The 22,774-nt window shown below is 65.3% G+C and carries 20 protein-coding genes, 1 pseudogene and 1 riboswitch; of the genes and pseudogenes, 14 read left to right on the top strand and 7 right to left on the bottom strand.

The annotated features are described in order from the left end of the window. Positions 1-84 precede the first annotated feature (84 nt). Positions 85-1,959, top strand: coding sequence for an ATP-dependent zinc metalloprotease FtsH (gene ftsH / locus G6R31_RS15105; RefSeq protein ID WP_017869453.1), 1,875 nt, complete (start codon positions 85-87; stop codon positions 1,957-1,959). 224 nt (positions 1,960-2,183) lie between these two features. Then, entirely contained in the window at positions 2,184-3,002 is an 819-nt protein-coding gene (hpaI, locus tag G6R31_RS15100; protein WP_017869452.1) for a 4-hydroxy-2-oxoheptanedioate aldolase, read from the top strand. A gap of 72 nt (positions 3,003-3,074) precedes the next feature. Here hpaI and G6R31_RS15095 read toward each other — a convergent pair whose 3' ends face one another. Continuing rightward, positions 3,075-4,022 (bottom strand): hypothetical protein, encoded by a 948-nt coding sequence (locus G6R31_RS15095; RefSeq protein WP_017869451.1) that lies wholly within the window; start codon positions 4,020-4,022, stop codon positions 3,075-3,077. Positions 4,023-4,194: 172 nt separating this feature from the next. Then, positions 4,195-4,326: riboswitch (SAM riboswitch) on the top strand. A gap of 144 nt (positions 4,327-4,470) precedes the next feature. Between G6R31_RS15095 and G6R31_RS15090 the strand changes: the two genes are divergently transcribed. The 4 genes from G6R31_RS15090 to G6R31_RS15075 all read left to right on the top strand — a co-directional run bounded on the left by G6R31_RS15090 (position 4,471) and on the right by G6R31_RS15075 (position 7,948). Further along, entirely contained in the window at positions 4,471-5,445 is a 975-nt protein-coding gene (locus tag G6R31_RS15090) for a methionine ABC transporter ATP-binding protein (RefSeq protein ID WP_017869450.1), read from the top strand. A gap of 5 nt (positions 5,446-5,450) precedes the next feature. Beyond that, the gene (locus G6R31_RS15085) at positions 5,451-6,107 is read left to right on the top strand and encodes a methionine ABC transporter permease (protein WP_025566808.1); all 657 of its coding nucleotides are present in this window, start codon (positions 5,451-5,453) and stop codon (positions 6,105-6,107) included. Positions 6,108-6,196: 89 nt separating this feature from the next. Continuing rightward, positions 6,197-6,967: a MetQ/NlpA family ABC transporter substrate-binding protein gene (locus tag G6R31_RS15080; protein ID WP_017869448.1), complete on the top strand. Its 771-nt coding sequence runs from the start codon at positions 6,197-6,199 to the stop codon at positions 6,965-6,967. Positions 6,968-7,168: 201 nt separating this feature from the next. Then, a complete protein-coding gene (locus tag G6R31_RS15075; RefSeq protein WP_017869447.1) occupies positions 7,169-7,948 on the top strand; it encodes a MetQ/NlpA family ABC transporter substrate-binding protein in 780 nt (259 codons plus the stop codon). A 98-nt stretch (positions 7,949-8,046) separates the two neighbouring features. Here G6R31_RS15075 and cobU read toward each other — a convergent pair whose 3' ends face one another. Both cobU and G6R31_RS15065 read right to left on the bottom strand, forming a co-directional pair. Next, positions 8,047-8,574 (bottom strand): bifunctional adenosylcobinamide kinase/adenosylcobinamide-phosphate guanylyltransferase, encoded by a 528-nt coding sequence (gene cobU / locus G6R31_RS15070; protein WP_017869446.1) that lies wholly within the window; start codon positions 8,572-8,574, stop codon positions 8,047-8,049. Next, a complete protein-coding gene (locus tag G6R31_RS15065) occupies positions 8,571-9,575 on the bottom strand; it encodes a GNAT family N-acetyltransferase (protein WP_025566811.1) in 1,005 nt (334 codons plus the stop codon). The genes cobU and G6R31_RS15065 overlap by 4 nt, the downstream gene beginning before the upstream one ends. A 107-nt stretch (positions 9,576-9,682) precedes the next feature. Here G6R31_RS15065 and G6R31_RS15060 point away from each other — a divergent pair, with 107 nt between their 5' ends. Further along, positions 9,683-11,257: a bifunctional metallophosphatase/5'-nucleotidase gene (locus G6R31_RS15060; protein ID WP_017869444.1), complete on the top strand. Its 1,575-nt coding sequence runs from the start codon at positions 9,683-9,685 to the stop codon at positions 11,255-11,257. Positions 11,258-11,358: 101 nt separating this feature from the next. Here the strand turns inward: G6R31_RS15060 and G6R31_RS15055 are convergent, their stop codons facing one another. Further along, entirely contained in the window at positions 11,359-11,865 is a 507-nt protein-coding gene (locus tag G6R31_RS15055) for a hotdog fold thioesterase (protein WP_017869443.1), read from the bottom strand. Positions 11,866-12,082: 217 nt separating this feature from the next. Between G6R31_RS15055 and G6R31_RS15050 the strand changes: the two are divergent. The 3 genes and pseudogenes from G6R31_RS15050 to G6R31_RS15040 form a co-directional block, all read left to right on the top strand. After that, a pseudogene (locus G6R31_RS15050) lies at positions 12,083-12,703 on the top strand (SRPBCC family protein); the annotation flags it as partial. A gap of 149 nt (positions 12,704-12,852) precedes the next feature. Next, positions 12,853-14,031 (top strand): zinc-dependent alcohol dehydrogenase, encoded by a 1,179-nt coding sequence (locus G6R31_RS15045; RefSeq protein WP_017869441.1) that lies wholly within the window; start codon positions 12,853-12,855, stop codon positions 14,029-14,031. 233 nt (positions 14,032-14,264) lie between these two features. Next, positions 14,265-15,737, top strand: a complete 1,473-nt coding sequence (locus G6R31_RS15040; RefSeq protein ID WP_017869440.1) for an NAD-dependent succinate-semialdehyde dehydrogenase — start codon at positions 14,265-14,267, stop codon at positions 15,735-15,737. Between the two features lie 173 nt (positions 15,738-15,910). On the opposite strand, the gene G6R31_RS15035 is transcribed toward G6R31_RS15040, so the two are convergent. The 3 genes from G6R31_RS15035 to G6R31_RS15025 form a co-directional block, all read right to left on the bottom strand. After that, the gene (locus tag G6R31_RS15035; RefSeq protein WP_017869439.1) at positions 15,911-16,792 is read right to left on the bottom strand and encodes a ParB/RepB/Spo0J family partition protein; all 882 of its coding nucleotides are present in this window, start codon (positions 16,790-16,792) and stop codon (positions 15,911-15,913) included. After that, on the bottom strand, positions 16,789-17,571 hold the full coding sequence (locus G6R31_RS15030) for a ParA family protein (RefSeq protein WP_017869438.1): 783 nt from the start codon (positions 17,569-17,571) through the stop codon (positions 16,789-16,791). The genes G6R31_RS15035 and G6R31_RS15030 overlap by 4 nt, the downstream gene beginning before the upstream one ends. 117 nt (positions 17,572-17,688) lie before the next feature. Then, the gene (locus tag G6R31_RS15025; RefSeq protein WP_152423478.1) at positions 17,689-18,093 is read right to left on the bottom strand and encodes a hypothetical protein; all 405 of its coding nucleotides are present in this window, start codon (positions 18,091-18,093) and stop codon (positions 17,689-17,691) included. Between the two features lie 80 nt (positions 18,094-18,173). Here G6R31_RS15025 and G6R31_RS15020 point away from each other — a divergent pair, with 80 nt between their 5' ends. The 4 genes from G6R31_RS15020 (at position 18,174) to G6R31_RS15005 (ending at position 22,747) form a co-directional block, all read left to right on the top strand. Next, a complete protein-coding gene (locus G6R31_RS15020; RefSeq protein ID WP_225983203.1) occupies positions 18,174-19,529 on the top strand; it encodes a replication initiator protein A in 1,356 nt (451 codons plus the stop codon). Between the two features lie 499 nt (positions 19,530-20,028). Beyond that, positions 20,029-20,904: a hemin ABC transporter substrate-binding protein gene (locus tag G6R31_RS15015; protein WP_017869436.1), complete on the top strand. Its 876-nt coding sequence runs from the start codon at positions 20,029-20,031 to the stop codon at positions 20,902-20,904. A gap of 62 nt (positions 20,905-20,966) precedes the next feature. Beyond that, positions 20,967-21,965: a FecCD family ABC transporter permease gene (locus G6R31_RS15010; protein ID WP_017869435.1), complete on the top strand. Its 999-nt coding sequence runs from the start codon at positions 20,967-20,969 to the stop codon at positions 21,963-21,965. Then, the gene (locus tag G6R31_RS15005) at positions 21,962-22,747 is read left to right on the top strand and encodes a heme ABC transporter ATP-binding protein (protein WP_025566819.1); all 786 of its coding nucleotides are present in this window, start codon (positions 21,962-21,964) and stop codon (positions 22,745-22,747) included. The genes G6R31_RS15010 and G6R31_RS15005 overlap by 4 nt, the downstream gene beginning before the upstream one ends. The last annotated feature ends 27 nt before the right edge of the window (positions 22,748-22,774 follow it).

Raw genomic sequence — 22,774 nt, 5'->3', positions numbered from 1 at the left:
TATGGCGCATTCGTGCGCCCTGTCCCCCTTTTCTGCTCTGTTTTTCTTTCCTGTTTTTCCCCTTCGCCTCTGGAGGCACCCCTGTTGAAGCGGCTCAATCCCTGGATCATCGTCCTGCTCGTCCTCGGCCTGTTCCTGATGTTCTTGAACTTGCCCGGCAGCGGGCGGTACACCGTCAACTACAACGAATTCAAGTCCCTGCTCGAGCAGGGCCGCGTCGAGCGCGTCACCGTGCGCCAGGACCTGGCGAGCGTGCTGCTCAAGGAACCCGGCAAGGTCAACGTCATCACCCCGCAGGGACAGGTCGCCCGCGACGGCGTCGAGAACCTGACCGTGCGGCTGCCCGGCAACCAGGCCACGCCCGACAGCACCCTGATTCCGCAGCTGGAAGAGAGGGGCGTGGATTACCGCTTCGAGGCGCCCAGCCAGTGGTTTTCTATCCTGATCAACTTCCTGCCGATCATTCTGCTGTTCGGGATGATGTATTTCTTCTTCGCGCGTGCCCAGGGGGGTCAGGGCGGCGTGATGCAGTTCGGGCAGAGCAAGGCCAAGAAGTACGGCAAAGAAAACCGCGTGCCCACCAAGTTCACCGACGTGGCCGGACACGAGGAAGCCAAACGCGAACTCATCGAAGTCGTGGACTTCCTGAAAAACCCTGCCAAGTACCACCAGATCGGCGCCGAGATTCCCAAAGGGGTGCTGCTGGTCGGCCCTCCCGGAACGGGTAAGACGCTGCTGGCCCGCGCCGTGGCCGGTGAAGCCGACGTGCCGTTTTTCTCGGTGAGTGCGTCGGAATTCATGGAAATGTTCGTGGGTGTGGGGGCCAGCCGCGTGCGGACCCTGTTCGAGGACGCCCGCAAGAGCGCGCCCGCCATCATCTTCATCGACGAAATCGACTCCATCGGGCGCAAGCGCGGTGCGGGCATCGGCGGCGGTCACGACGAGCGCGAGCAGACGCTCAACCAGATCCTGTCCGAGATGGACGGCTTCGACAAGTCGAGCAGCGTGATCGTGCTGGCCGCCACCAACCGCCCCGACGTGCTCGACCCCGCGCTGCTGCGTCCGGGCCGCTTTGACCGTCAGGTGACCATCGACCTGCCCAACCTCAAGGAGCGCGAGGCGATTCTGAAGGTCCACCTGCGCAACAAGCCGCTGGGTGAAGGCGTGGACGTGCCGGAAATCGCCAAGAGCACGCCGTACTTCTCGGGCGCCGACCTCAAGAACGTGACCAACGAGGCCGCGCTGGAAGCCGCCCGCATCGGCAAGACCAAGATCGACATGAGCGACTTCTACCGGGCGCTCGACAAGATCACGCTGGGCCTGGAAAACGGCTCGCTCACCATCAGCGACGCCGAGAAACGGGCCATCGCCTTCCACGAGGCCGGACACGCCGTGACCGCCGCCGTGATTCCGGGCAGCGACAAGCTCCAGAAGGTCAGTATCATCCCGCGTGGCCGGGCACTGGGCGCCGCCTTCTACCTGCCCGAAGAGCAGGTGCTGATGAGCAAGGAGCGCCTGGAAAACCAGCTGGTCGTGGCGCTCGGGGGCCGCGCCGCCGAAGAAGTCTTCATGGGCAGCGTGACCAGCGGCGCCGCCGACGACTTCCGCAAGGCCACCAACATCGCCCGCAAGATGGTGCTGGAATGGGGCATGGGCGAGAACTTCCGCAACATGGCCCTCCAGACCGACGGCGGCGGCCCGGTGTTCCTGGGCGAAGACATGGGCAAGCCCAAGATGTTCTCCGAACACACCTCACAACTGGTGGACGAGGATGTCAAACGCATCCTGAACGCCGCCTACGAGCGTTCGCGCCAGATCGTCTCCGAGTACAAGCAGGCGATGCACGAGGTGGCCGACGCCCTGCTCAGCCAGGAACTCATCACCGGCGACGTGGTGCGCGACGCCGTGGCGCGGGCAGGCGGCCCGGCGGTCGTTCCGGCCCCTGCGCCCACCGCCTGAGGCTCCCAGCCCTGCAAGTCCCCCTCCCCTGCGGAGGGGTTTTTCTTGCTTTCCCCCTGGTAACGGCGGCTGTCGCTTATACGGATTCCGATTGAATCTGAAACGACCAGATTCAATCCGAGCGGATGCGAGTAGGAAAAAATACGGATTCTGCGATATGGATGCACAGGCGGCGCTTTCCCGACTGTGCAGGAATTAAGCGGAATCCGTATTATGCTCGGGCCATGCTGCAACCCGTGACGCCGGACCCCCTGCACAACGCCTTCAAGCACGCGCTGGCCGAGGGGCGGCCCCAGATCGGCCTGTGGCTGGGGCTGGCCGACCCCTACAGCGCCGAAATCTGCGCGGGCGCGGGCTTCGACTGGCTGCTGATCGACGGGGAGCACGCGCCCAACGACGTGCGCCGCACCCTGGCGCAGCTCCAGGCGCTGGCGGCCTACCCAGTCACGCCCGTCGTGCGGCCCCCAGTGGGCGACACGCACCTCATCAAGCAGTACCTCGACCTCGGCGTGCAGACGCTGCTGGTGCCGATGGTGGAGACGGCGGAACAGGCGCGGCAGCTGGTGCAGGCCACCCGCTACCCGCCGCAGGGGATTCGCGGGGTGGGCAGTGCGCTGGCCCGCGCCTCGCGCTGGAACGCGCTGCCCGACTACCTGACGCGGGCCAACGACGAGGTGTGCCTGCTGGTGCAGGTCGAGTCGCGCACCGGCCTCGAGAACCTGGACGACATCGCGGCGGTGGACGGTGTGGACGGCGTGTTCATCGGCCCCGCCGACCTCAGCGCCAGTCTGGGACATCTGGGCCAGCCCGGTCATCCGGACGTGGTGCAGGCCATCGAAGGCGCCCTGACCCGGATTGTCGGCGCGGGCAAAGCAGCGGGGATTCTGAGTGCCGACGAGCGGCTGGCGCGGCGTTCCCTGGCCCTCGGCGCGACCTTCGTGGCCGTGGGGGTGGACACCACCCTGCTCGCCCGCGCCGCCCGGTCCCTGGCCGCCGCATTCCGGGACGGAGCGCCGGAGCAGACGCCGGGGGGCGTGTACTGACGGGGCCGACCAGCAGCTCACCGTCCGGGGCGGGCAGCAGGAGCAGTCCTGCACCGATTGTTCAAACCTCTATCAGCCCTTCCCACCTTCCTCCGCCCAGGTCCAGACCCGGTTGCTCATCGCCGCAGCGGGGCCGCCGCAGGTGATGAGCTGCACTTCGCGCCGCCGTCGCAGCCAGTAGGCCACTGCTCCCGGCTGACAGCTCAGGCACACGCCGCTGCCGGGGTCCACGTTTCCGGCCTCGCCCCGGTGCAGTGCCCGCGCCGCCGTTTCAATCTGGGCAGCGTCCAGACCAGGCAGCGACGCAGCGAGCAGGTCAGCGAGTTCGCCTTCGGTGGGCAGTGGGCCGCACCTCTGCGGCGCAGAGCGCAGAGACGCGGTCAGGTGCAGCACCTGGTCCTGACCAGGACGCGGCAGCCCCCCATGCAGCGGCCAGAGGACGGCCCACAGCGCGGCGACGGCCAGCGGTTCAGGCCGGGTCAGTGCGGCGCCGTGCTCCCCCAGCAGCTCGGCCTGCAAGAGCGCGGCGGCGTGGGGGCGGTGACGCCCGCTCAGGCCCACACAGGCCGACAGCACGCCCCAGTGTCCCAGCAGGGCCTGGGCCGCCTGCGCTGCGCTGCGTTCGGCCAGCAGCTCGGCCCAGGTGGGAGCCTGCGCCATCTGCGGCACCTGCCCGGCGGCCCGGCGGCGCTGCGAGGCAGGCATCACCAGACGCGCCCCGGCCAGATGCGCCGCGAGCCAGGCACCCGCAGCAGGCGGCAGCGCGGGCGGGTCACTCAGCGCCAGCAGCGACCAGCCGGGGTGCTCTCCCTCGGTGAGCAGGGTCCAGGGCAGCGCCGGGCGCGGCGGCAGGTCGGCCCGCTGCTCCAGCAGGGTTCGCAGCGCCTCGCCCACGCCGTCCGAGAGCGCGGCGAGCTGCGAGGCGAGGGCGCCCCCCGGTCCGACCAGTTGCGCCTCGGCGTCGGGGGTCAGAAAGGCGGCGCGGCCCAGCGGCATGGCGAGGGCGTCGGCAAGCTTCATCGGGGACAGGGTAGGGCAACCCACAGAACAGGAATCTTTCAGGAGCCGCGGGAACGTCGCGCCAGCAGCGGCCCGCAGCATTTCTCTGCCTCCTCTCTGTGCCTCCTCACAGTTGACAAGAATCGTCGTTTTTCCTAGAGTCTGTCCCTGACTTCTGCTTCCTGCAGGGTCACCTTTATCCAGAGTCGGCGCAGGGACCTGGCCCCATGACCGCCGCAGCAACCGGCCCTCATCACGGCAGCGGTGCTTTCCAGACCCGAGCGAGCAGGCCCGACGATGGGCAGCGCGGCGGGAACGATAAAGGAAGGGTGTTCCCCCGCCGCCACAGGGCAGTGGGCAGGTTCCAACGGATGACTGCTTCAGGCGTCCCCTTCCAGACTTCTTTTCGTCCAGGAAGGGGACGCCCGTTTCGTGTGTTCCTGTCCGCCTGCCCCCGGAGGCCCGCCCCGTGACCCCACTTTCCCCCGCTGCCCTTCAATTCGAAAGCGTCGGCAAAACCTATCCCGGCCAGAGTGTTCCGGCCCTGAGTGACCTCACCCTGACCGTCGCGCGTGGCAGCCGCACCGGCATCATCGGGCGCAGCGGCGCGGGCAAAAGCACGCTCGTCCGGCTGATTTCCGGCCTGGAAACGCCCGATTCGGGGCGTCTGCTGGTGCAGGGCCAGGACGTGACGCGGCTGGACCGCGCCGGGCAGCGCCAGCGTCAGGCGCGCACCGGGCTGGTGTTTCAGCACTTCAACCTGCTCGCGCAGCGCACGGTGCTGGGCAACGTCACCCTGCCGCTCGAACTGGCCGGGCAGCCCCGGCAGCAGCGGGAACAGCGGGCGCTGGAACTGCTGGAGCAGGTCGGGCTGGCCGATTTCGCCCGCCGTTACCCCGCGCAGCTTTCCGGCGGGCAAAAGCAGCGGGTGGGCATTGCCCGCGCCCTGGTGACCGGCCCCGACCTGCTGCTGGCCGACGAAGCGACCAGTGCCCTCGACCCCGAGACGAGCGCCGGGATTCTGGACCTGCTCACCCGCTTGCAGAGCGAGCGCGACCTGACCCTCGTCATCGTCACGCACCAGATGGAAGTCGTGCGGGCGGCGACCACGCACGTCGCCGTGCTGGACCGGGGGCGACTGGTGGAGGAAGGCCCGACCCGCACGCTGCTCGCCCAGCCGCAGCACGACGTGACCCGCGCCCTGCTGGACGCGCACCGCCCCCAGGTGCAGCTCGGGGCCGGAGAGGTGCTGAGGCACGTCAACCTGCCCGACCTCGGCGCCCCGACCCTGGCGGCACTGGCGCGGCTGGGAGCGCGGCTGGTGCAGGCCGAGGCGCACCCGCAGGGCGTGGACGCCTGGCTGGTGGTCCGTGAGGACGCGGGCGACCTGTCCACGCTGCTGCGGCCTTCGGGCATCTGGACCCCCACGCAGGTGAGCGCATGAACGGCATGACCTGGGCCGAACTGGGGCCGCTGCTGTGGCAGGGCACGCTGGAAACCCTGTGGATGGTGCTGCCCGCTGCCCTGATCGCAGAGGTGCTGGGCGTGGCGCTGGGCGTGCTGCTCACGCTGACGCGGCCCGGCGGCCTGAAAGCGAACGGCGCAGTGTTCGGCGTGCTCGACGCCCTGGTCAATGTCGGGCGCAGCCTGCCGTTCATCATCCTGCTGGTGCTGCTGATTCCGCTGACCCGGCTGATCACCGGCACGTCCATCGGGTCCACCGCCGCCATCGTGCCGCTCACCATCGCCGCGATTCCCTTCGTCGCCCGGCTGGTGGACGGCGCCCTGCAAGGCGTGCCACACGGCGTGACCGAGGCGGCGCGGGCAATGGGCGCGACCACCGGGCAGGTGGTGAGCAAGGTGCTGCTGCCCGAAGCGCGGCCCGCCCTCATCCACTCGTTTACCGTCATGCTCGTGAGCCTGATCGGGTACTCGGCCATGGCCGGGGCCATCGGCGGCGGCGGGCTGGGCGACCTGGCGATTCGCTACGGCTACCAGCGCTTCGAGACCGGCGTGATGATCGCCACCGTCCTCGTCCTGCTGCTGCTGGTGCAGGGAGCGCAGTGGCTGGGCGACCGCGCCGCCGCCCGCGCCGACCACCGCTGAACTGCCAATAAATCCGGCCAAACCGCCACCTTCTTTCCGACACACGCCGGGAGAGGCCGACCTCCCCCACGCTTTCCAAGGAGCCGACCATGCGCCATATCCTTTCCCTGACCGCCCTCGCCCTGACTTCCCTCGCCAGTGCAGGCACCCTGCGCGTCGCCGCGACGCCGGTTCCGGCGGGTGAACTGCTGGAATTCGTCAAGCCCATCCTCGCCAGGCAGGGCGTCAAACTCGAAATCCGCGAATTTTCCGACTACGTGCAGCCCAACGTGGCGCTCGGGGAAGGCAGCGTGGACGCCAACCTCTTTCAGCATGCGCCGTACCTGAACGCCTTTCAGCAAAACCGGCCCCTGGGCATCGTGCCGGTCAAAAAGATCTACCTGCCGCCGCTGGGCCTGTACAGCAAGCGCGTGGGCAAGGTCACCGAGCTGAAAAAGGGCGCCACCATCGCCATTCCCAACGACCCGAGCAACGAGGCCCGCGCCCTGCTGCTGCTGGAAAAAGCGGGCCTGATTCGCCTGCGGGCCGGGGCGGGGGCGAACGCCACGCCGAAAGACATCGTGAGCAACGTCCGGGGCCTGAAGTTCCGCGAACTCGAAGCCGCGCAGCTTCCGCGCTCCTTGCAGGACGTGGACGCCGCCATCGTCAACGCCAACTACGCGCTCGACATCGGCCTGAACCCGACGAAGGACGCCCTGTTCCACGAGGGCAAAAGCAGCCCCTACGTCAACATTCTGGCGACCACCAAGGCCAACCTGAACAATCCCGACCTCAAGAAGCTCGCGGCGGCGCTCACCAGCCCGGAAGCCAAAGCCTGGCTGCTGAAAAAGTACGGCGGCAGCGTCATTCCGGCGTTTTAGAGCAGTTCTCCGAATTACGTGATGCGCGGAACGGCACCCCGCATCACTCCATTCTCTGCTTCGCAGCTTTGCAAGTCCGCCCTGCTCAGTGTTTTGCACTCGCTCTCTGCGAGCTGTCCCAGTCCGCTCGCCAAAAAGACGTTGCGTCTTTTTGTCAAATGCTCTAAGAATCCCATCCCTCTTTTCACAAAGGAATCCACCATGCGTCAATCCCTGATTCTGGCCGCCCTCCTCCTTTCCTCCACCTTCTCCACCGCTGCGGCGGGCACCCTGCGCGTCGGGGCCAGTCCGGTGCCGCACGCCGAGCTGCTGGAATTCGTCAAGCCCCTGCTTGCCAAGCAAGGCGTCAAGCTGGAAATCCGCGAATTCACCGACTACGTGCAGCCCAACGTGGCCCTTGCCGATGGCAGCATCGACGTGAACTTTTTTCAGCATGTGCCCTACCTCAGCAGCTTTCAGAAAAACCGCCCGCTGGGTATCGTGGCCGGAGCGAAGGTCCATGTGGAGCCGATGGGCGTCTACAGCCGCCGCGTGAAGAAACTGAGCGAGCTGAAAACCGGCGCCACCATCGCCCTGCCCAACGACCCCAGCAACAGTGGCCGCGCCCTGAAGCTGCTGGAGCGGGCCGGGCTGATTCGCCTGAGGCCCTCGGCGGGCATCAGCGCGACCGTGCGCGACATCACCACCAACCTCAAGCGCCTGAAGTTCCGCGAACTGGAAGCCGCGCAGCTTCCCCGCGCCCTGGGTGACGTGGACGCCGCCGTCATCAACACCAACTACGCGCTCGAAGCGGGCCTCAATCCCCTCAAAGACGCCCTGAAACTGGAAGACAAGAACAGCCCCTACGCCAACGTGCTCGCCGCCAAGCCCGCCACGCTGAAGAACCCCGATTACCTCAAGCTGGTGAAGGCCCTTCAGAGCAAGGAAACGAGGGCCTTCATCAACAAGAAGTACGGCGGGGCCATCGTTCCGGCGTTCTGACGCTGGGCCGAAGTCGCTCAGAAAGACCTCCCCGGGTGCACGCCGCGCCGGAGAGGTCTTTCCTTGTCAGGGGGACGGCTGGCGTCCTTCCCAATCTTTCAGACGCCCTGCTTCTCTCCCTTGAGCGTCACGGTCAGGCCGCTCACCAGCACAAATGCCTCGTCGCTCGCGGCGGCGCAGCGCTGGTTGACCCGTCCCAGCACGTCGCGGTAGCGCCGGGCCAGCGCATTGTCGGGCACGATGCCCAGGCCGACCTCGTTGGTGACGAGAATGGCAGTGGGCACGCGGGCGCAGGCCGCCAGAAGCTGCTCCGTGGCTGCCAGCATCTCATCCTCGGTCCAGTCGGCCAGGAGCATGTTGCTCACCCACAGGCTCAGGCAGTCGAGCAGCAGCACGTCGGTCTGCATCTGTGCCACCTGCCCGGGCACGTCCAGCGGTTCTTCCACGGTGCGCCACCCGGCGGGGCGGTCGGTGCGGTGCCGGGCGATGCGCTCGCGCATCTCGTCGTCGAAGGCCTGGGCAGTGGCGAGATAGGTGACTGCCCCTCCACTCGCGGCGGCGCGGCGCTCGGCATACGAGCTTTTGCCGCTGCGGGCGCCGCCGGTCACGAAAATCAGGCGACTCACCCCTGCCCCCCGAGCTGCCACTCCAGCGTCTGCGCCCAGGGCTGGAAGCCGAGCTGCACGTTGATGGCGAGCATGGCGGCGTTTTCCTCGGCGTTGTTGGTGCGGACCCAGAGGGCGCCCGGACATTCGGCCCGCACCGCGTCCAGCATGGCGGCCTTGAGCCACTTGCCGAGCTTCTGCCCCCGCGCCGCCGGGCGCACGGCGGTGGCCCCCTGATAGACGAGGGCGGCGCGTTCGGGACTCCAGAAGATTTCGGTATACGCGGCGAGTTCGCCCGTGCGGGTGTCCTCGGCGGCCAGCAGCAGCCGGCGCTCGCCCGCAGCGGCGACCTCGGCCTCCCAGCCGCGCACCATCTCGGGTGTCACAATCCAGTCCTCCTCCCCGGCGTCGGCACGCGGGGCGGTGTTCATCACCATCATCAGGTCGGCGGCGCGGGGCAGGTACTCGTCGGGCACGGTGTCCCACAGGTGCAGGCGGTACGGGTCTTCCGCAGGGCGGCGCTGCCAGTCGCGCAGCAGCTCCGGCGAGACGGCCCCCAGGTCGAGGCGGCTGGTCCGGTTTTCCAGCACCACCCGCGCCCCCAACGAGCGGGCGAACGGCTCTCCGGCAGGCGCGAAATTGATGGTGAAAAAGGTGACCGCCGTCTTTCCCTGGGTCCGGGCGTGTGCCCCCAGTACCCCGGCCAGCGCCCGCCCGAGGCCGCGCCGCCGCCAGTCGGGGTGAACGAGAAGTTGCGCCCGCGCCTTGTGCAGATTCTGCGACCGGCTGGAACGCAGCGAAGCGTAGGCCAGGGCCGTGTCCCCGTCCCAGACGACGAAATGGTCGGTTGCCTCGTCGGGGGCGGGTTGCAGCAGTCCCTCGGCTTCCCGCTCCGGCAGCAGCGGCGGGTCCTGCGGATAAGCGAGGGCGTAGCAGGCGGCGAGCAGTTGCCCCACGGCGAGGCGCTGGCCTGGAGACGCGGCGGCGGGGTCAAACGGAACAGGTGGGGAAAAAGCAGCCATGCCCGCAGTGTGAAGGCAGCCCCGGCGCGGGCGCATGGGCCAGATGGCGCATCTCCGACACCGGGGCCACTGACCGGCACCTGATAAGAAGCCTTAAACTTGACGCGATGAAAAAATCCTTTCTGCTTCTGACGGCCCTGCTCGGCTCCGCTGCCTTTGGGAACGCGGCCGCCGCGCCCCTGACGGTGACCCTGCTGCACACCGACGACCTGCACGGCCACCTCGAACCCAGCAAGGTGGGCGAGAACACCTACGGCGGCTACTCGCGTCAGACCACGCTGGTCCGGCAGTTCACCGCCAGCGACCCCAACCCGCTGGTGCTCTCGGGTGGCGACACCTTCCAGGGCACGCTGTTCTACACGCTCTACCAGGGCCTGGCCGACGTGCTGTTCATGAATTATCAGGGCTATCAGGCGATGGCGGTGGGCAACCACGAGTTCGACAACGGCCCGGCGGCCCTCGCCCGCTTCGCCCAGAAGGCCAAGTTCCCGGTGCTGGCCGCCAACATCGACGTGAGCGCCGAGCCGCTGCTGAAAGACCTCGTCAAGCCCTACGTGGTGCTGAGCATCGGCGGCGACAAGGTGGGCGTGATCGGCGCCGTGACCCCCGACCTGCCCGAACTCAGCAGCCCCGGCCCCAACGTCAAGATGCTCGAACTGATGACCGCGCTGAAAAACAGTGCCGAGCAGCTCCGTGACCAGGGGGTCAACAAGGTGGTGCTCGTCTCGCACCTCGGGTACACGGTGGAGCAGCAGGTGGCCGCCGCCGTTCCGGGCATCGACGTGATCGTGGGCGGTCACAGCCACACCCTGCTGGGCACCTTCGACAACAAGGACTTCCCCAAGTCCGAGGGACCTTACCCCACCATCGTCCAGAACCCCGACGGCAACAAGACGCTGCTGGTCGCCGCCTGGGAATGGGGCAAGGTGCTCGGTCGCCTCAAGGTGACCTTCGACGACGCCGGGGCCGTGACCGCCTGGGAAGGCAACCCGATTCCCGTCAGCCAGGACATCCCCGAGGACGACACGACCCGCCGCATGATTCAGACGCTCGCGGTGCCCATCGCCAACCTTCGCCAGCAGGTCGTGGCGACGGCGGCCAGCCCGCTGAACGGTGCGCGTGAAGTCGTGCGCCGCCGCGAAAGCACCATGGCGAACGTGCTGGCCGACGCCGCGCTGCTCGCCGGGCAAAACGCCGGGGCCGAGCTGGCCCTCGTCAACGGCGGTGGGGTTCGCGCCAGCATCGACCAGGGGCCGGTGACCTTCGAGGAAGCGATTACCGTGCAGCCCTTCGGCAACACCCTGACCATCATCAACCTGACCGGGGCGCAACTGAAAGCCGCACTCGAACACGGCGTGGCGACCTGGGACCAGAACAAGGGCCAGTTCCTGCACGTCTCGCGCGGCATGAGCTACACCTTCGACCTCGCCCGGCCCGCCGGCAGCCGCGTGACCGCCGTCACCCTCAACGGCCAGCCGCTTGACGACGCCCGCACCTACAAGGTCGCCACCAACAACTTCACGGCGGCGGGCGGCGACGGCTTCAGCATGTTCAAGGACGCGCCCAAGCTCGAAACCGGCACCCTCGACGTGGACGTGCTGGTGAGCTACCTCAAGGCCAACCCCACGCTGAATGCCCAGCCCGAAGGCCGCATCGTGATCGTGAACGAGCCGCAGAAGTAAGTACTTCGAAGTTAATCTTGAGATTAACCGAGCGGAGCGAGTACCGAAAAAACCGCTGAGCGCCCGAAAAAGGGGGCCTCAGCGGTTTTTTCGGTTCCGGGTCAGTGCCGGGGCGGACGCATGATCAGGCACGTCGTGGTCGCGTGGGCGTAGATGCGCCCCTGATCGTCCACGATGCGCCCCTCGGCCACGCCGGTCTGCCGCGTCACGTGGACGACCTGCCCGATGGCCTGCACCTCGGGTCCCCCGGCTATCAGCGGGCGGATGTAGTTCACCTTGAGTTCGAGTGTGGTGTAGGTCGCCCCGGCGGGCAGAGTCGTGTGAATGGCACAGGCCACCGCCGAGTCGAGCAGCGTGGCATACACGCCGCCATGCACGCTGCCGATGGGGTTGTACTGAAAGTTCTGCGGCTTCAAGCGAAACACCACGCGCCCTTCCTGCACGTCCTCGGGCCGGGGCCGCTCCATCCCCAGCGTGGCCCCGATGGGCGCCGCCGGAAGCTCACCCCGCGCGATGGCCTGCAGATATTCCAGACCGCTGAGGTGCCTAATCTTTTCGGGGTCGAACTCGGGGTCGGCCCAGCTGTAGGTGCGGGTGTGGGAAGTCATAGGTCTGAATCATGCGCCTCGCCCCACCCGAAAAAAAGGAGGCGTTCCCCGCCGGGTTGCGAACACGGACCCGCGTGCGAGTTCAGAGCCGGGCCGGTGGCGGCAGGTGGGCCAGGGCGACACCGGAGCAGCCATGTGGCCATGTCCCCTTGTGAGACTTCACACACAGTGACACAGTGACCCATTGAATCGGCGGTCAGCGCCTCTACTTCCTTGCATGACGAACTGGAACAGGGAGCAGCCTGCTGACCGTGCGGGCGCGACAGGTCCGAATTCCTCGCCGGGTGCGACCATGCAACCGCTGGAACGCTCCATCACCGGCGCGGTGGGCGCGGCCCTCGCCGCCGCCGGACTGCGCAGCCGTTCGGGACTGGAAAAACTGGTCCTGGGCGGGCTGGGGGCCGGGTTGATCGCGGTGGCCGCGCGGGGACAGAACCCGCTGGCGACGGCCCTCAAGATCGAGCAGAACGACGATGGTGAAACCGTGGTCCGCGACGCCGTCACCATCGGTCAACCTGCCGGGCAGCTCTACGCCATCTGGCGCGACCTGGCCGGACTCCCGCAGCTGATGACCCACCTGAGGAGTGTGGAAGTGCTGGACGACAAGCGCTCGCGCTGGACTGTTCAGGCCCCCGCGCCGCTGGGGACCGTGAGCTGGGAGGCCGAGCTGACGGCCGACGAGCCAGGCAAACGTATCGCGTGGCGCTCACTGCCGGGTGCCCAGATCGAGAACAGCGGCGAGGTGCTGTTCCGCCCGGCGCCCGGCGACCGGGGCACCGAGGTCGTGGTTCGCCTGACCTACCGGCCTCCGGGCGGCAGCGCCGGCGCCGTGATTGCCCGCATGTTCAATGAGGAGCCTTCACAGCAACTGCGCGACGACCTCATGCGCTTCAAGCGTGAGCAGGAACTCGGCCACGCCCCCACGGCCAAGGGCCAGAGCAGTGGCCGCGCCGCCCTCACCCCCCCCAACAAACGCGGAGACCTGGTATGAAAGCAATAGTCTGGCAAGGCGTCAACAAAGTCGGTGTCGAAACGGTTCCGGATCCCCAGCTGCTGCTGCCCACCGACGCCATCGTCAAAATCACTTCCACTGCCATCTGCGGCTCGGACCTGCACCTGCTCGACGGGTACATCCCCAGCATGGAGACCGGCGACATTCTCGGCCACGAGTTCATGGGCGAAGTGGTCGAGGTCGGCCGTGAGGTCAAGAAGCTCAAGGTGGGCGACCGGGTGGTCGTGCCCTTCAACATCGCCTGCGGGGTCTGTGACCCCTGCCAACGCGGCTTTTTCAGCGCCTGCGACAACTCCAACCCGAACCACCGCATGGCCGAGGCCCTCTACGGCGCCACCAGCGGCGGGGCGCTGTTCGGCTACTCGCACATGTACGGCGGCTACGCGGGCGGGCAGGCCCAGTACGTGCGCGTGCCGTTCGCCGACGTGGGGCCGTTCAAGATCGAGTCGGGGATGAAAGACGAGCAGGTGCTGTTCCTGACCGACATCTTCCCCACCGGCTATCAGGCCGCCGAGCAGTGCAACATCGTGCCGGGCCGCGACGTGGTGGCCGTATTCGGTGCCGGGCCGGTCGGTCAGTTCGCCGCCCGCAGCGCCCAGATGCTCGGGGCCGCGCACGTCATCGTGATCGACCGCGTGCCCGAGCGCCTGGCAATGGCCGAAGCCGCCGGCTGCCAGACCATCAACTATGAGCAGGAGGACGTGCTGCTCGCCCTGCGCGAAGCCACTGGCGGACGTGGGCCCGACCATGTGATCGACGCGGTCGGTATGGAAGCCCACGGCCATGGCCCCGGCTCCACCATGGACAAGGTGCAGCAAAACCTCAAACTGACCTTCGACCGGATCACGGCGCTGCGCTGGGCGATCATGAGTTGTGCCAAGGGCGGCACCGTCAGTATGCCGGGCGTGTACGGCGGTCTGGTGGACAAGATGCCCATCGGCGCGGCCTTTGCCAAGGGCCTGATTTTCCGCATGGGCCAGACCCACACTCACCGTTATATTCCCGGTCTGCTGGGCCGCATCGAAGCCGGTCAGATCGACCCCAGTTTCGTCATTACCCACCGTGCCTCGCTCGATCAGGCGCCCGAGCTGTACAAGACCTTCCGCGACAAGCAGGACTGCTGCATCAAGGTCGTCCTCAACCCCTGGGCCTGATTCCTCAGCCTGACAACCGGGTGCCTGCTGCGGTGGGCGCCCGGTTTTTTATGGCCGTACCTGCCACTCCCGGCCTCCTGCCCGAACAAGCACTGTGCCGCTTCCAGGCTTCGGGGATGTCGGCCCCAGTCCGGCGCCCTCCGGGTTCACCATGTCCGGGGGACAGAAAGCGCAGACTGACTTTTATCCCACCCCTCCCCGGTCTGTCTGCCGGGACAGAAAGCGAGGTTTCCATGACCAGTACTCCCACCCCCTCCAGCAAACCCACCCACGCCTCCGTGACCCGCAGCCAGGCCTATTTCGACGGTGAGTGGCGCCGCACACAGCGCACGTTCGAGGTGCGTCACCCCGGCAACGGTGAAGTGATCGGCGAGGTGGCCGACTGCGACCCCGACGATGCCCGCCGCGCCATAGACGCTGCCGAAGCGGCCCTGAAGGAATGGCGGCAGGTCAACCCCTACGAGCGGGGTCAGGTGCTGCGGCGCTGGCACGACCTGATGTTCAAGCACAAGGAAGAACTCGCCCACCTAATGACCCTGGAAATGGGCAAACCGATCAGCGAAACGCGGGGAGAAGTCCACTACGCCGCGAGCTTTATCGAGTGGTGCGCCGAGGAAGCCGGACGCATCGCGGGCAAGCGGATCAACCTGCGCTTTGCCCACAAACGTGGACTGACCGTCAGTGAACCGGTGGGCATCGTCTACGCCGTGACCCCCTGGAACTTCCCGGCAGGCATGATCACCCGCAAGGCCGCCCCTGCCCTCGCCGCTGGCTGCGTCATAATTCTCAAACCCGCCGAGCTTTCTCCCATGACCGCGCTGTATCTGGCTGAACTGTGGCTTCAGGCAGGGGGGCCGGCGAACACCTTCCAGGTCCTGCCCACCAACGATGCCCCCGCCCTGACCCAGCCCTTTATGGACGACAGCCGGGTTCGCAAGCTGACGTTTACCGGCAGCACCGAGGTGGGGCGCCTGCTTTACCGCCAGGCGGCGGGCACCATCAAGCGCGTCAGTCTGGAACTCGGTGGACACGCCCCTTTCCTGATTTTCGACGACGCGGACCTTGACCGGGCCGCAGCCGAGGTGGTTGCCAGCAAGTTCCGCAACTCGGGCCAGACCTGCGTATGTACCAACCGGATCTATGTGCAGCGCAGCGCCGCCGAAACCTTCACCCGCCTCCTGACCGAGAAGACGGCCGCCCTGCGCCTGGGAGACCCGTTCGACGATGCCACCCAGGTCGGTCCCGTGGTGGAGCAGGCGGGCCTCGACAAGGTGCAGCGGCAGGTCAAGGACGCCCTGGACAGAGGAGCGCGGGCCACCACGGGCGGGCAGAGCGAGGGTGGCCTCTATTTCCAGCCCACGGTACTGGTGAACGTGGCCCCCGATTCGCTGATTCTGCGCGAGGAGACGTTTGGACCCGTGGCTCCAGTCGTCGTGTTCGACACCGAGGAGGAAGGCCTGCGCCTTGCCAACGACAGCGAGTACGGTCTGGCGGCCTATGCCTATACCCGCGACCTGGGCCGCGCCTTCCGGGTGGCGGAAGGACTCGAATACGGCATTGTCGGCATCAACGATGGTCTGCCGAGTTCGGCAGCGCCTCACGTTCCATTCGGCGGCATGAAAAACAGCGGGGTCGGCCGCGAGGGCGGGCACTGGGGCCTGGAGGAATACCTCGAAACCAAGTTCATTTCGCTTGGCCTTGTGTAAACCCACGAACAAGCCGTCTAATCGGGGCGCTGCGGTGATGAGGATTCAGAGGACGCCCGACCACTTACCACAGTCCTCTGAAGAGCGGAGAAAAACATAATTCCAAAGGTTCAGGGCGGCGCAAATTGGTTGGTTGCGCCGCCCTTCGAATTGTTCTTACCGGTAAGAACAGCTCAGCTCTGCTCGTCGATCGCCTGTCGGAGTTGCTCCGGCATCCGTGCCAGCCAGCGGTCCAGAGTTTCTCTGGTCGGTGCGTCCAGGCTGGAAAGAAAACGCTTGCTTCCCAGAACTTTGGCAAGTTGCTCGGGGGCCAGCGGACTGATTTTCGGCTTGGACTGCAGGGCACGCATCAGGCGGGAACGGGAAGCGCCATTCTGCGCCAGTTCGAGCAACTCGGCCTGCCGGTCTTCCGGTGCCCCGGCCACCACCGAGCCGAGGGTCAGGGGCAAGCCCGCACGCAAAGCTTCTAGTACCGGCTGAGGCCAGTTGAGAATCCTCAGTTTGTTTTTGGCAAAGGTGCGCCAGGTTTCACCCATCGAACGGAACACCTGGTCCAGCCGCTCATGCTCGTCGCCGGGCACTGTCCGCAGCAGCTGCATCAGGCGCTTGCGGGCTTGTTCGCGTTCCAGACCCAGCGTCAGGGCCACCAGTTCAAGTTTGCCATCCACCTCGTCAATGACGTTCAGGTTGTCACGCTGCAGGTTCTCGATCAGGGCCGCGGCCCTGGCCTGCTCGTCGCTGAGTTGCCGAACCACCACCGGAATCTCACTCAGGCCCGCCAGCTGCGCCGCCCGCCAGCGACGTTCGCCAGCGACGATCTCGTAGTGCCCGTCCACCGAGCGCACCAGCAGGGGCTGCAACACGCCGTGTTCCCGGATGCTCTCTGCCAGTTCACTCAGACGTTCCAGGTCAAACGAACGCCGGGGCTGCGTGCTTCCGACCCGCAGTTCGCTTACAGGCAGCGCCCGAATATCGTTGGCCTGACTCAGGTCCACAGGCGCCTCCCCCAGCAGACCGATCAGGTCACGGCGGCGTTCAGGTCGGCGCCGGGTCATTCGCTTTCCTCCGGATAGGGCAAGCCGAGGGCAGCCGCCACATCGGCAGCCAGCCGACGCACGTCCGCATGCACCGGCGTTCCGGGGGCGTACTCGCTGACGGGTTCCCCCTGTGCCGTCGAATCGAGCCAGACCGCTTCCCGCTGCGGCACCGGACGAGCCAGTGGCGTCAGATGCGCCTTCAAATCGGCCAGAACCTCCTGATCGTGGCGGCGCCGGGCATCGTAAAAAGTCGGAACATAAAGGGCCACCGTCAGGTCAGGACGAACCTCACGGTATTCGGTCAGGGCACCCTGGAGACCGGGCAAAGCGTCAAGCCCCTTTTGCCGGGTCGGCACCGGCACGATCATCTGGTCAGCGGCCAGTGCAGCCAGAATGGCGAGCTGCCCCAGGCTGGGGGGACTATCAATGAGGGCCACGTCGTACCGTCCAGCCACTTCTGCCAGAGCGCGGCGCAACCGGCCCTGCGCCCCCACCCGGCCCATCATTTGCCCCTCGGCCACTGCGAGGCTGACATGCGAAGGCACCACGTCCAGGCCAAAAGCCTTGACCGGGTTCGGAAGGGACCGGCCATCCACTGCCACCGGATACACGGTCATGTCACGTGTCACCCCGGTGATCCCCAGCCAGCCGGTCAAATTGGCCTGTGGGTCGAGATCGAGCAGGAGCACCCGGAGGCCGCCGCGCGCCAGTTCATAGCCGACATTGAGGGTCAGGCTGGTCTTGCCTGCGCCCCCGGCATGGTTGAACACTGTGAGTGTTTTCACGGCTTTCACCATACCTGAAAGCGGCTGTTCTTACCGGTAAGAACAATTTGAAGTTTGGAACGAGGCGGGCAACTGGTCAACTCCAAAGCCTTGTCATATCTGCCAAAACTTGGCCTTCTTAATCATCAGTTATTTGTCTATACGAATACCTGTGGCACTTTGTGGAAAGAATGATCCCTCGCCTGTGGCACTTTGTGGAATTGCCTGTGGCACTTTGTGGAATTGATGCTGTTCGCCTGTGGCACTTTGTGGAGAAAATGATCCCTCGCCTGTGGCACTTTGTGGAATTTGACGTAAGCCACCCGTGGCACTTTGTGGAATTACCTGTGGCACTTTGTGGAATTTCCAGAGTTCACCTGTGGCACTTTGTGGAGAAAATGATCCCTCGCCTGTGGCACTTTGTGGAATTGAGGCCGTTTGCCTGTGGCACTTTGTGGAGAAAAATCCAAAAATGCCGTCCCAGACACAGCTCTGATCCGCTCTATGATGATGATCATCAATCTTTTTCTTTTCTTCTTTAAAAGATTTGATCATTCATCAGGCGGCAAAAAGGGAGGCCAAATGAGGAGTAGAGAGCCTCTGGCAGCTTGCAAAACAGCGTGTAGACTCTGGATATGGCGAGCAAAGAGCTGGCACTCAGGCACGACGAGCCGAATCTGGCGCGGCTGAACCTGGTGCTCGCTCCGAACCGTACTGAGCTGTACGAATGGGCCCGCCACATTGCCTTCGATGCCATCGGGGGAGTGAGCGTCCGGTGTACGGCGCCTCGAAACGCTCTGGTACCTCATGGTGTGGACAACGACATATTGCTCGGACTGGTCAATGCCGTGGTGCTGCAGGGGATGCCAGAAGACGACACCGTTCGCCTGACCACCCGGGAGCTGCTGCAACTCAGTGGAATTACACCCAGTGCCCGTGCGTACCGGAACCTGCAGGCGTCTCTCCGGCGCTTGCAGCACACGGCTTACGACGTGACCGACAGCTGGTATGACGGCAGCCGCCATCGGTGGCGCAGCGTCAGCTTCAGCCTGATCGTTCGGCTCGGTGCTGAGGACAACACGGCGGACGTGACCAATGCCGGACAGTGGCGTGCTCAGACTCTTCTCGCTATTCGTCTCGATGACAGCCTGATCAGCAACATCCGCGCCGGTCATATCTTGCCTCTGGATTTCGAGATGCTTGCGCGGCTGAGCCAGCCGCTGACTCGCAATCTTTTCCGTACGCTTTCGTTTCAGCGCGATCAGGTGGGACAAGAGCCTGTTCTGGCCTTTGCAGTTCCGCTGAACACCTGGGCAACCCATCTGGGAATGCATGAGATGCGCCTGGACACGGTGATGCGTTCTCTCAAACCAGCACACGAGGAACTGATTGCCATCGGGTTCCTGCGTGAAGTCGAGTACCGGGGACGGGGCCGCGCCCGCACGGTCCATTACACCTTCGCCAGTGCCAAAAGTGCGGCCGTCGATCCGGAAGCGATTGCTGTCCTGGCCCGTTACGGGGTCAGCGGGGGCCGTGCCCTCACTCTGGCCCAGGCTTATGGTTCGGAGGCCGTCCAGAGGGCTGTGAGCGTCTTGGAGGCCCTGTTGCAGACCGATTACCGCTCCAAGATTCGTAACCGTGCGGGCATGCTGAGCGACATTCTGGAATCGCCCGAGAAATACGACACCCTTCTGAGAGCCTCCGAGAAGACCACCGACGAAGCCCGGGTCGCCAAGTCCGCACCCGCAGCAGACAAAAGTGAGCAGGCCGACCCCGATACCGCGACCGTACCGCGCAAGGCCCGCTCGGCGCATGTGATTCTGCTCGGCCAGTACGACGATACGGCTGAGCGCCGGGACCTGCGTGACCGTGCCACTGCGCTGTATGTCGAGGGCCACGTCAGCAGCCTGGACCTGATCGGGTTACTTCATCAGGAAACGGCGGTGGCCCAGGCACAGATCGAAATGTGGGAGCAAAACGCCCGGAAGTAAGCCCACCTCGCCTGCGGCACTTTGTGGAATTCACGGTTAAGTAAGGAGGGCAGCGCAGCCGTACCCACTCTGCTCGTGTGGCTTCTGCCAGTGCTGTTTGTATTCGTCCCCCTGTCTGCTGTGGCTGTGCGGCAGAACGGAAGTCGCTTTTTGCCTGTGGCACTTTGTGGAAAATGGGTGGTTTTCAACACCGGCCTGGATGCTCAAGATGCATGAAAGCATTGTCATAACGGGCGAGGCAGGGAAGAGGAGAACGTTTTCGCTGCCTGTGGCACTTTGTGGAATTTCGGCAACAGGGACTTCCGTGTAAAGGACATCTGCCAGTGCCGCCTATCTTTCCCATTCTGCAAGCCAAGTGCTTCATTTTTGCTCGTGCTGCACGACATTTTTCAGTGGTCCCTGAAACCCCCAAAGTACAGCTAGGCGCTATTCGGGGGCATTCGTCCCCAAGTTTTTCCCCATAATCTTGACCAATCCACTCGGTTTAGTGAGGTTAGGTATGAAGAAAGCTTTTCTGTCTGTGTTGTTGCTCCTGTCCTCCGCTTCTGCTGCTCAGATCAAGGGTGCAGACGGCGTCACCGTCAACATTTCCAATCCCAAGCGTGTCGTCGCGCTCAACGCCACCACCGTGGAAATGATCTACCGCCTGGGCAAGCAGAAGACCATCGTCGGCACCGATGTCACTGGCGTCTATCCCCCCAACAAGATTCCCAGTGTGGGACACTGGGCACAGCTTCCCGTTGAGGGCATCATCAGTCTGAAACCTGATCTGGTGATCGGCACCGCCGACAACTTTGCTGCTGGAAAGAACGGCACGGTCGTACAGCAACTGCGCGCTGCGGGTGTCAAGGTACTGGTGCTGCCCGCGTCCGATACGGGCGGCCTGAGTGGCGTCAAGACGCGCCTGAACATGCTGGGTCATGTTTACAACGTCCCTAACGCTGCCGCCAGCTTGACCAAAAGCTTCGACACCACCATGAAAGTGGTGGCGGCCAACAAGCCCAAGAAGACTCCCAAAGTCATTTTCCTGTACGCTCACAGCGCCAGCGACGCCAGCATCTACGGCACGGAAGGCGGCGCGAACGAACTCATCACCCTGGCAGGCGGCAAGAACGCAGCCCCCTTCAAGGACACCAAAGCTCTGACCGCCGAGGCTCTGGTTGCCATCAATCCCGACGCCATTGTCATGCTGGAGCGCGGCCTGGAAGGTGTCGGGGGGATCGAAGGACTGCTGAAAATGCCCGGCATCGCCCAGACGAACGCGGGCAGAAACAAGCGTGTGTACACCGTGGACAACTCCATTCGCTGGATTGGCCCGCGTCTGCCCGAATTCGCGCTGAAGCTGGCACGGCAGTTCAAGGCAGATTTCCGGTGACGGCGGTTGCGCCCTCTGCCATTCCTGTAAGTCGGCAGCATGCGCGGGCGGCGCTCTCCCTGATGCTGTTGCCGCTGCTGTTGCTGCTGACGGTCATCGTGGCCGTGGGCACAGGAGCCGTCCACATTGCGCCGCTGCAAGTGGTGAGCATTCTCCTGGCACCGCTGGGTATTGCGCCGCTGCAAGGCTATGAGGAGCAGCAGGCCGCCGTGCTGTGGGCCATTCGGCTGCCGCGCGTGGTGCTGGGGATGCTGGTAGGCGCGGGGCTGGCGGTGGCCGGCACAGCGATGCAGGGCCTTTTCCGCAACCCACTGGCCGACCCGGGACTCCTGGGGATTTCGTCGGGAGCCAGCCTCGCCGCTGCGATGAGCGTGGTGCTGGGGTTCCACGCTTTCGGCAACTATTCGCTGCCTGTCGCCGCTTTTACAGGTTCGTTGCTGGCCACAGTGCTGATCTATACGCTGTCGCAGGAACGTGGCCGGGTCAACGTGACGACCATGCTGCTCTCGGGCATCGCCATCAATGCGCTGTGCGGCGCAGGCACGGGCCTGATGACGTTCCTGGCAACGGACGAGCAACTCCGAACCCTCACCTTCTGGAGTCTGGGATCACTCGGCGGCGCAACATGGCCCACCGTGCTGAGCGCCATGCCACTGATTCTGGCGGGCACCCTGATTTTGCCCTTTATGGCCCGCGCCCTCAACGCGCTGATGCTGGGCGAAAGCGGTGCCGCGCATCTGGGTGTGAACGTGCAGGCCGTCAAATGGATCGTGGTCGGTCTGGTGGCTCTGAGTGTCGGGGCAGGGGTGGCCGTGGCAGGAACCATCGGTTTCGTGGGGCTGGTGGTTCCGCACCTGCTGCGGCTGCTGACTGGCCCGAACCACCGGACACTCCTGCCTGCTTCGGCCCTCCTGGGCGCGGCGCTGCTCGTGCTGGCCGACCTCGTTTCGCGCACCATCGCCATGCCTGCCGAAGTCCCGATTGGCATTCTCACCGCGTTGCTGGGCGCACCGTTTTTCCTGTACCTGCTGCGGGCGGGTAAAAAGGAGGTGGGCGCATGACGGCGTCTGCTCCTTCTCTTCGCGTGACCGACTTGAACTACTCGGTGGCAGGGCGCGAACTGCTCTCCGGACTCAGATTTCACCTGCAAAGCGGCGAGATGCTGGCGGTGCTCGGCCGGAACGGAGCCGGGAAAAGCACGTTGCTCAAGCATCTGACAGGCGAACTCGGCAAGAACGGAGTGGAACTGTTCGGGCAGCCGCTCAGGGATATGAGGCCTGCCGAAGCCGCCAAGCGCCGCGCCGTGCTGCCGCAGCAGACGCCGCTTTCGTTCGCCTATGAGGTGCTGGACGTGGTGCTTCTGGGCCGCATTCCGCACGGGCAGCGCGAGACGGCGCAGGACCGGGCTATTGCCGCTGCATGTCTGGAACGAGTCGGCCTGAGCGGATACGAAACCCGCAATGTGTTGACCCTGTCGGGTGGCGAGCAGCAACGTGTTCACTTTGCCCGCACGCTGGCGCAGTTGCACGGCGTCGCTGGTGAACGGGTGCTGCTGCTCGACGAACCTACCGCCAGTCTGGATTTGGCCCATCAGCACGCGACGTTGCGCCTCGCCCGCGAACTGTGTCAGGAAGGCGTGGGGGTGCTGGCCGTTCTCCACGACCTCAACCTCGCTGCCCAGTACGCCGACAGGGTGCTGATGCTCTCGGAAGGCCACATCATCGCCTGTGACCATCCTGCCGCCGCTCTGACCTGCGACAGCATCCGGACCGCCTACGGTCATGAGGTTCTGGTCACCGAGCATCCTTGCCTGAACTGTCCCCTGATCGTGAGTGCCACCTAATATGGATTCCGATTGAATCCAGCAGAT

Origin of the sequence: Deinococcus wulumuqiensis R12 (assembly GCF_011067105.1) — a bacterium.
Lineage (GTDB): Bacteria > Deinococcota > Deinococci > Deinococcales > Deinococcaceae > Deinococcus > Deinococcus wulumuqiensis.
Note: the sequence above shows the minus strand (reverse complement) of the source record. Positions and strands in the feature narration are given on the sequence as shown.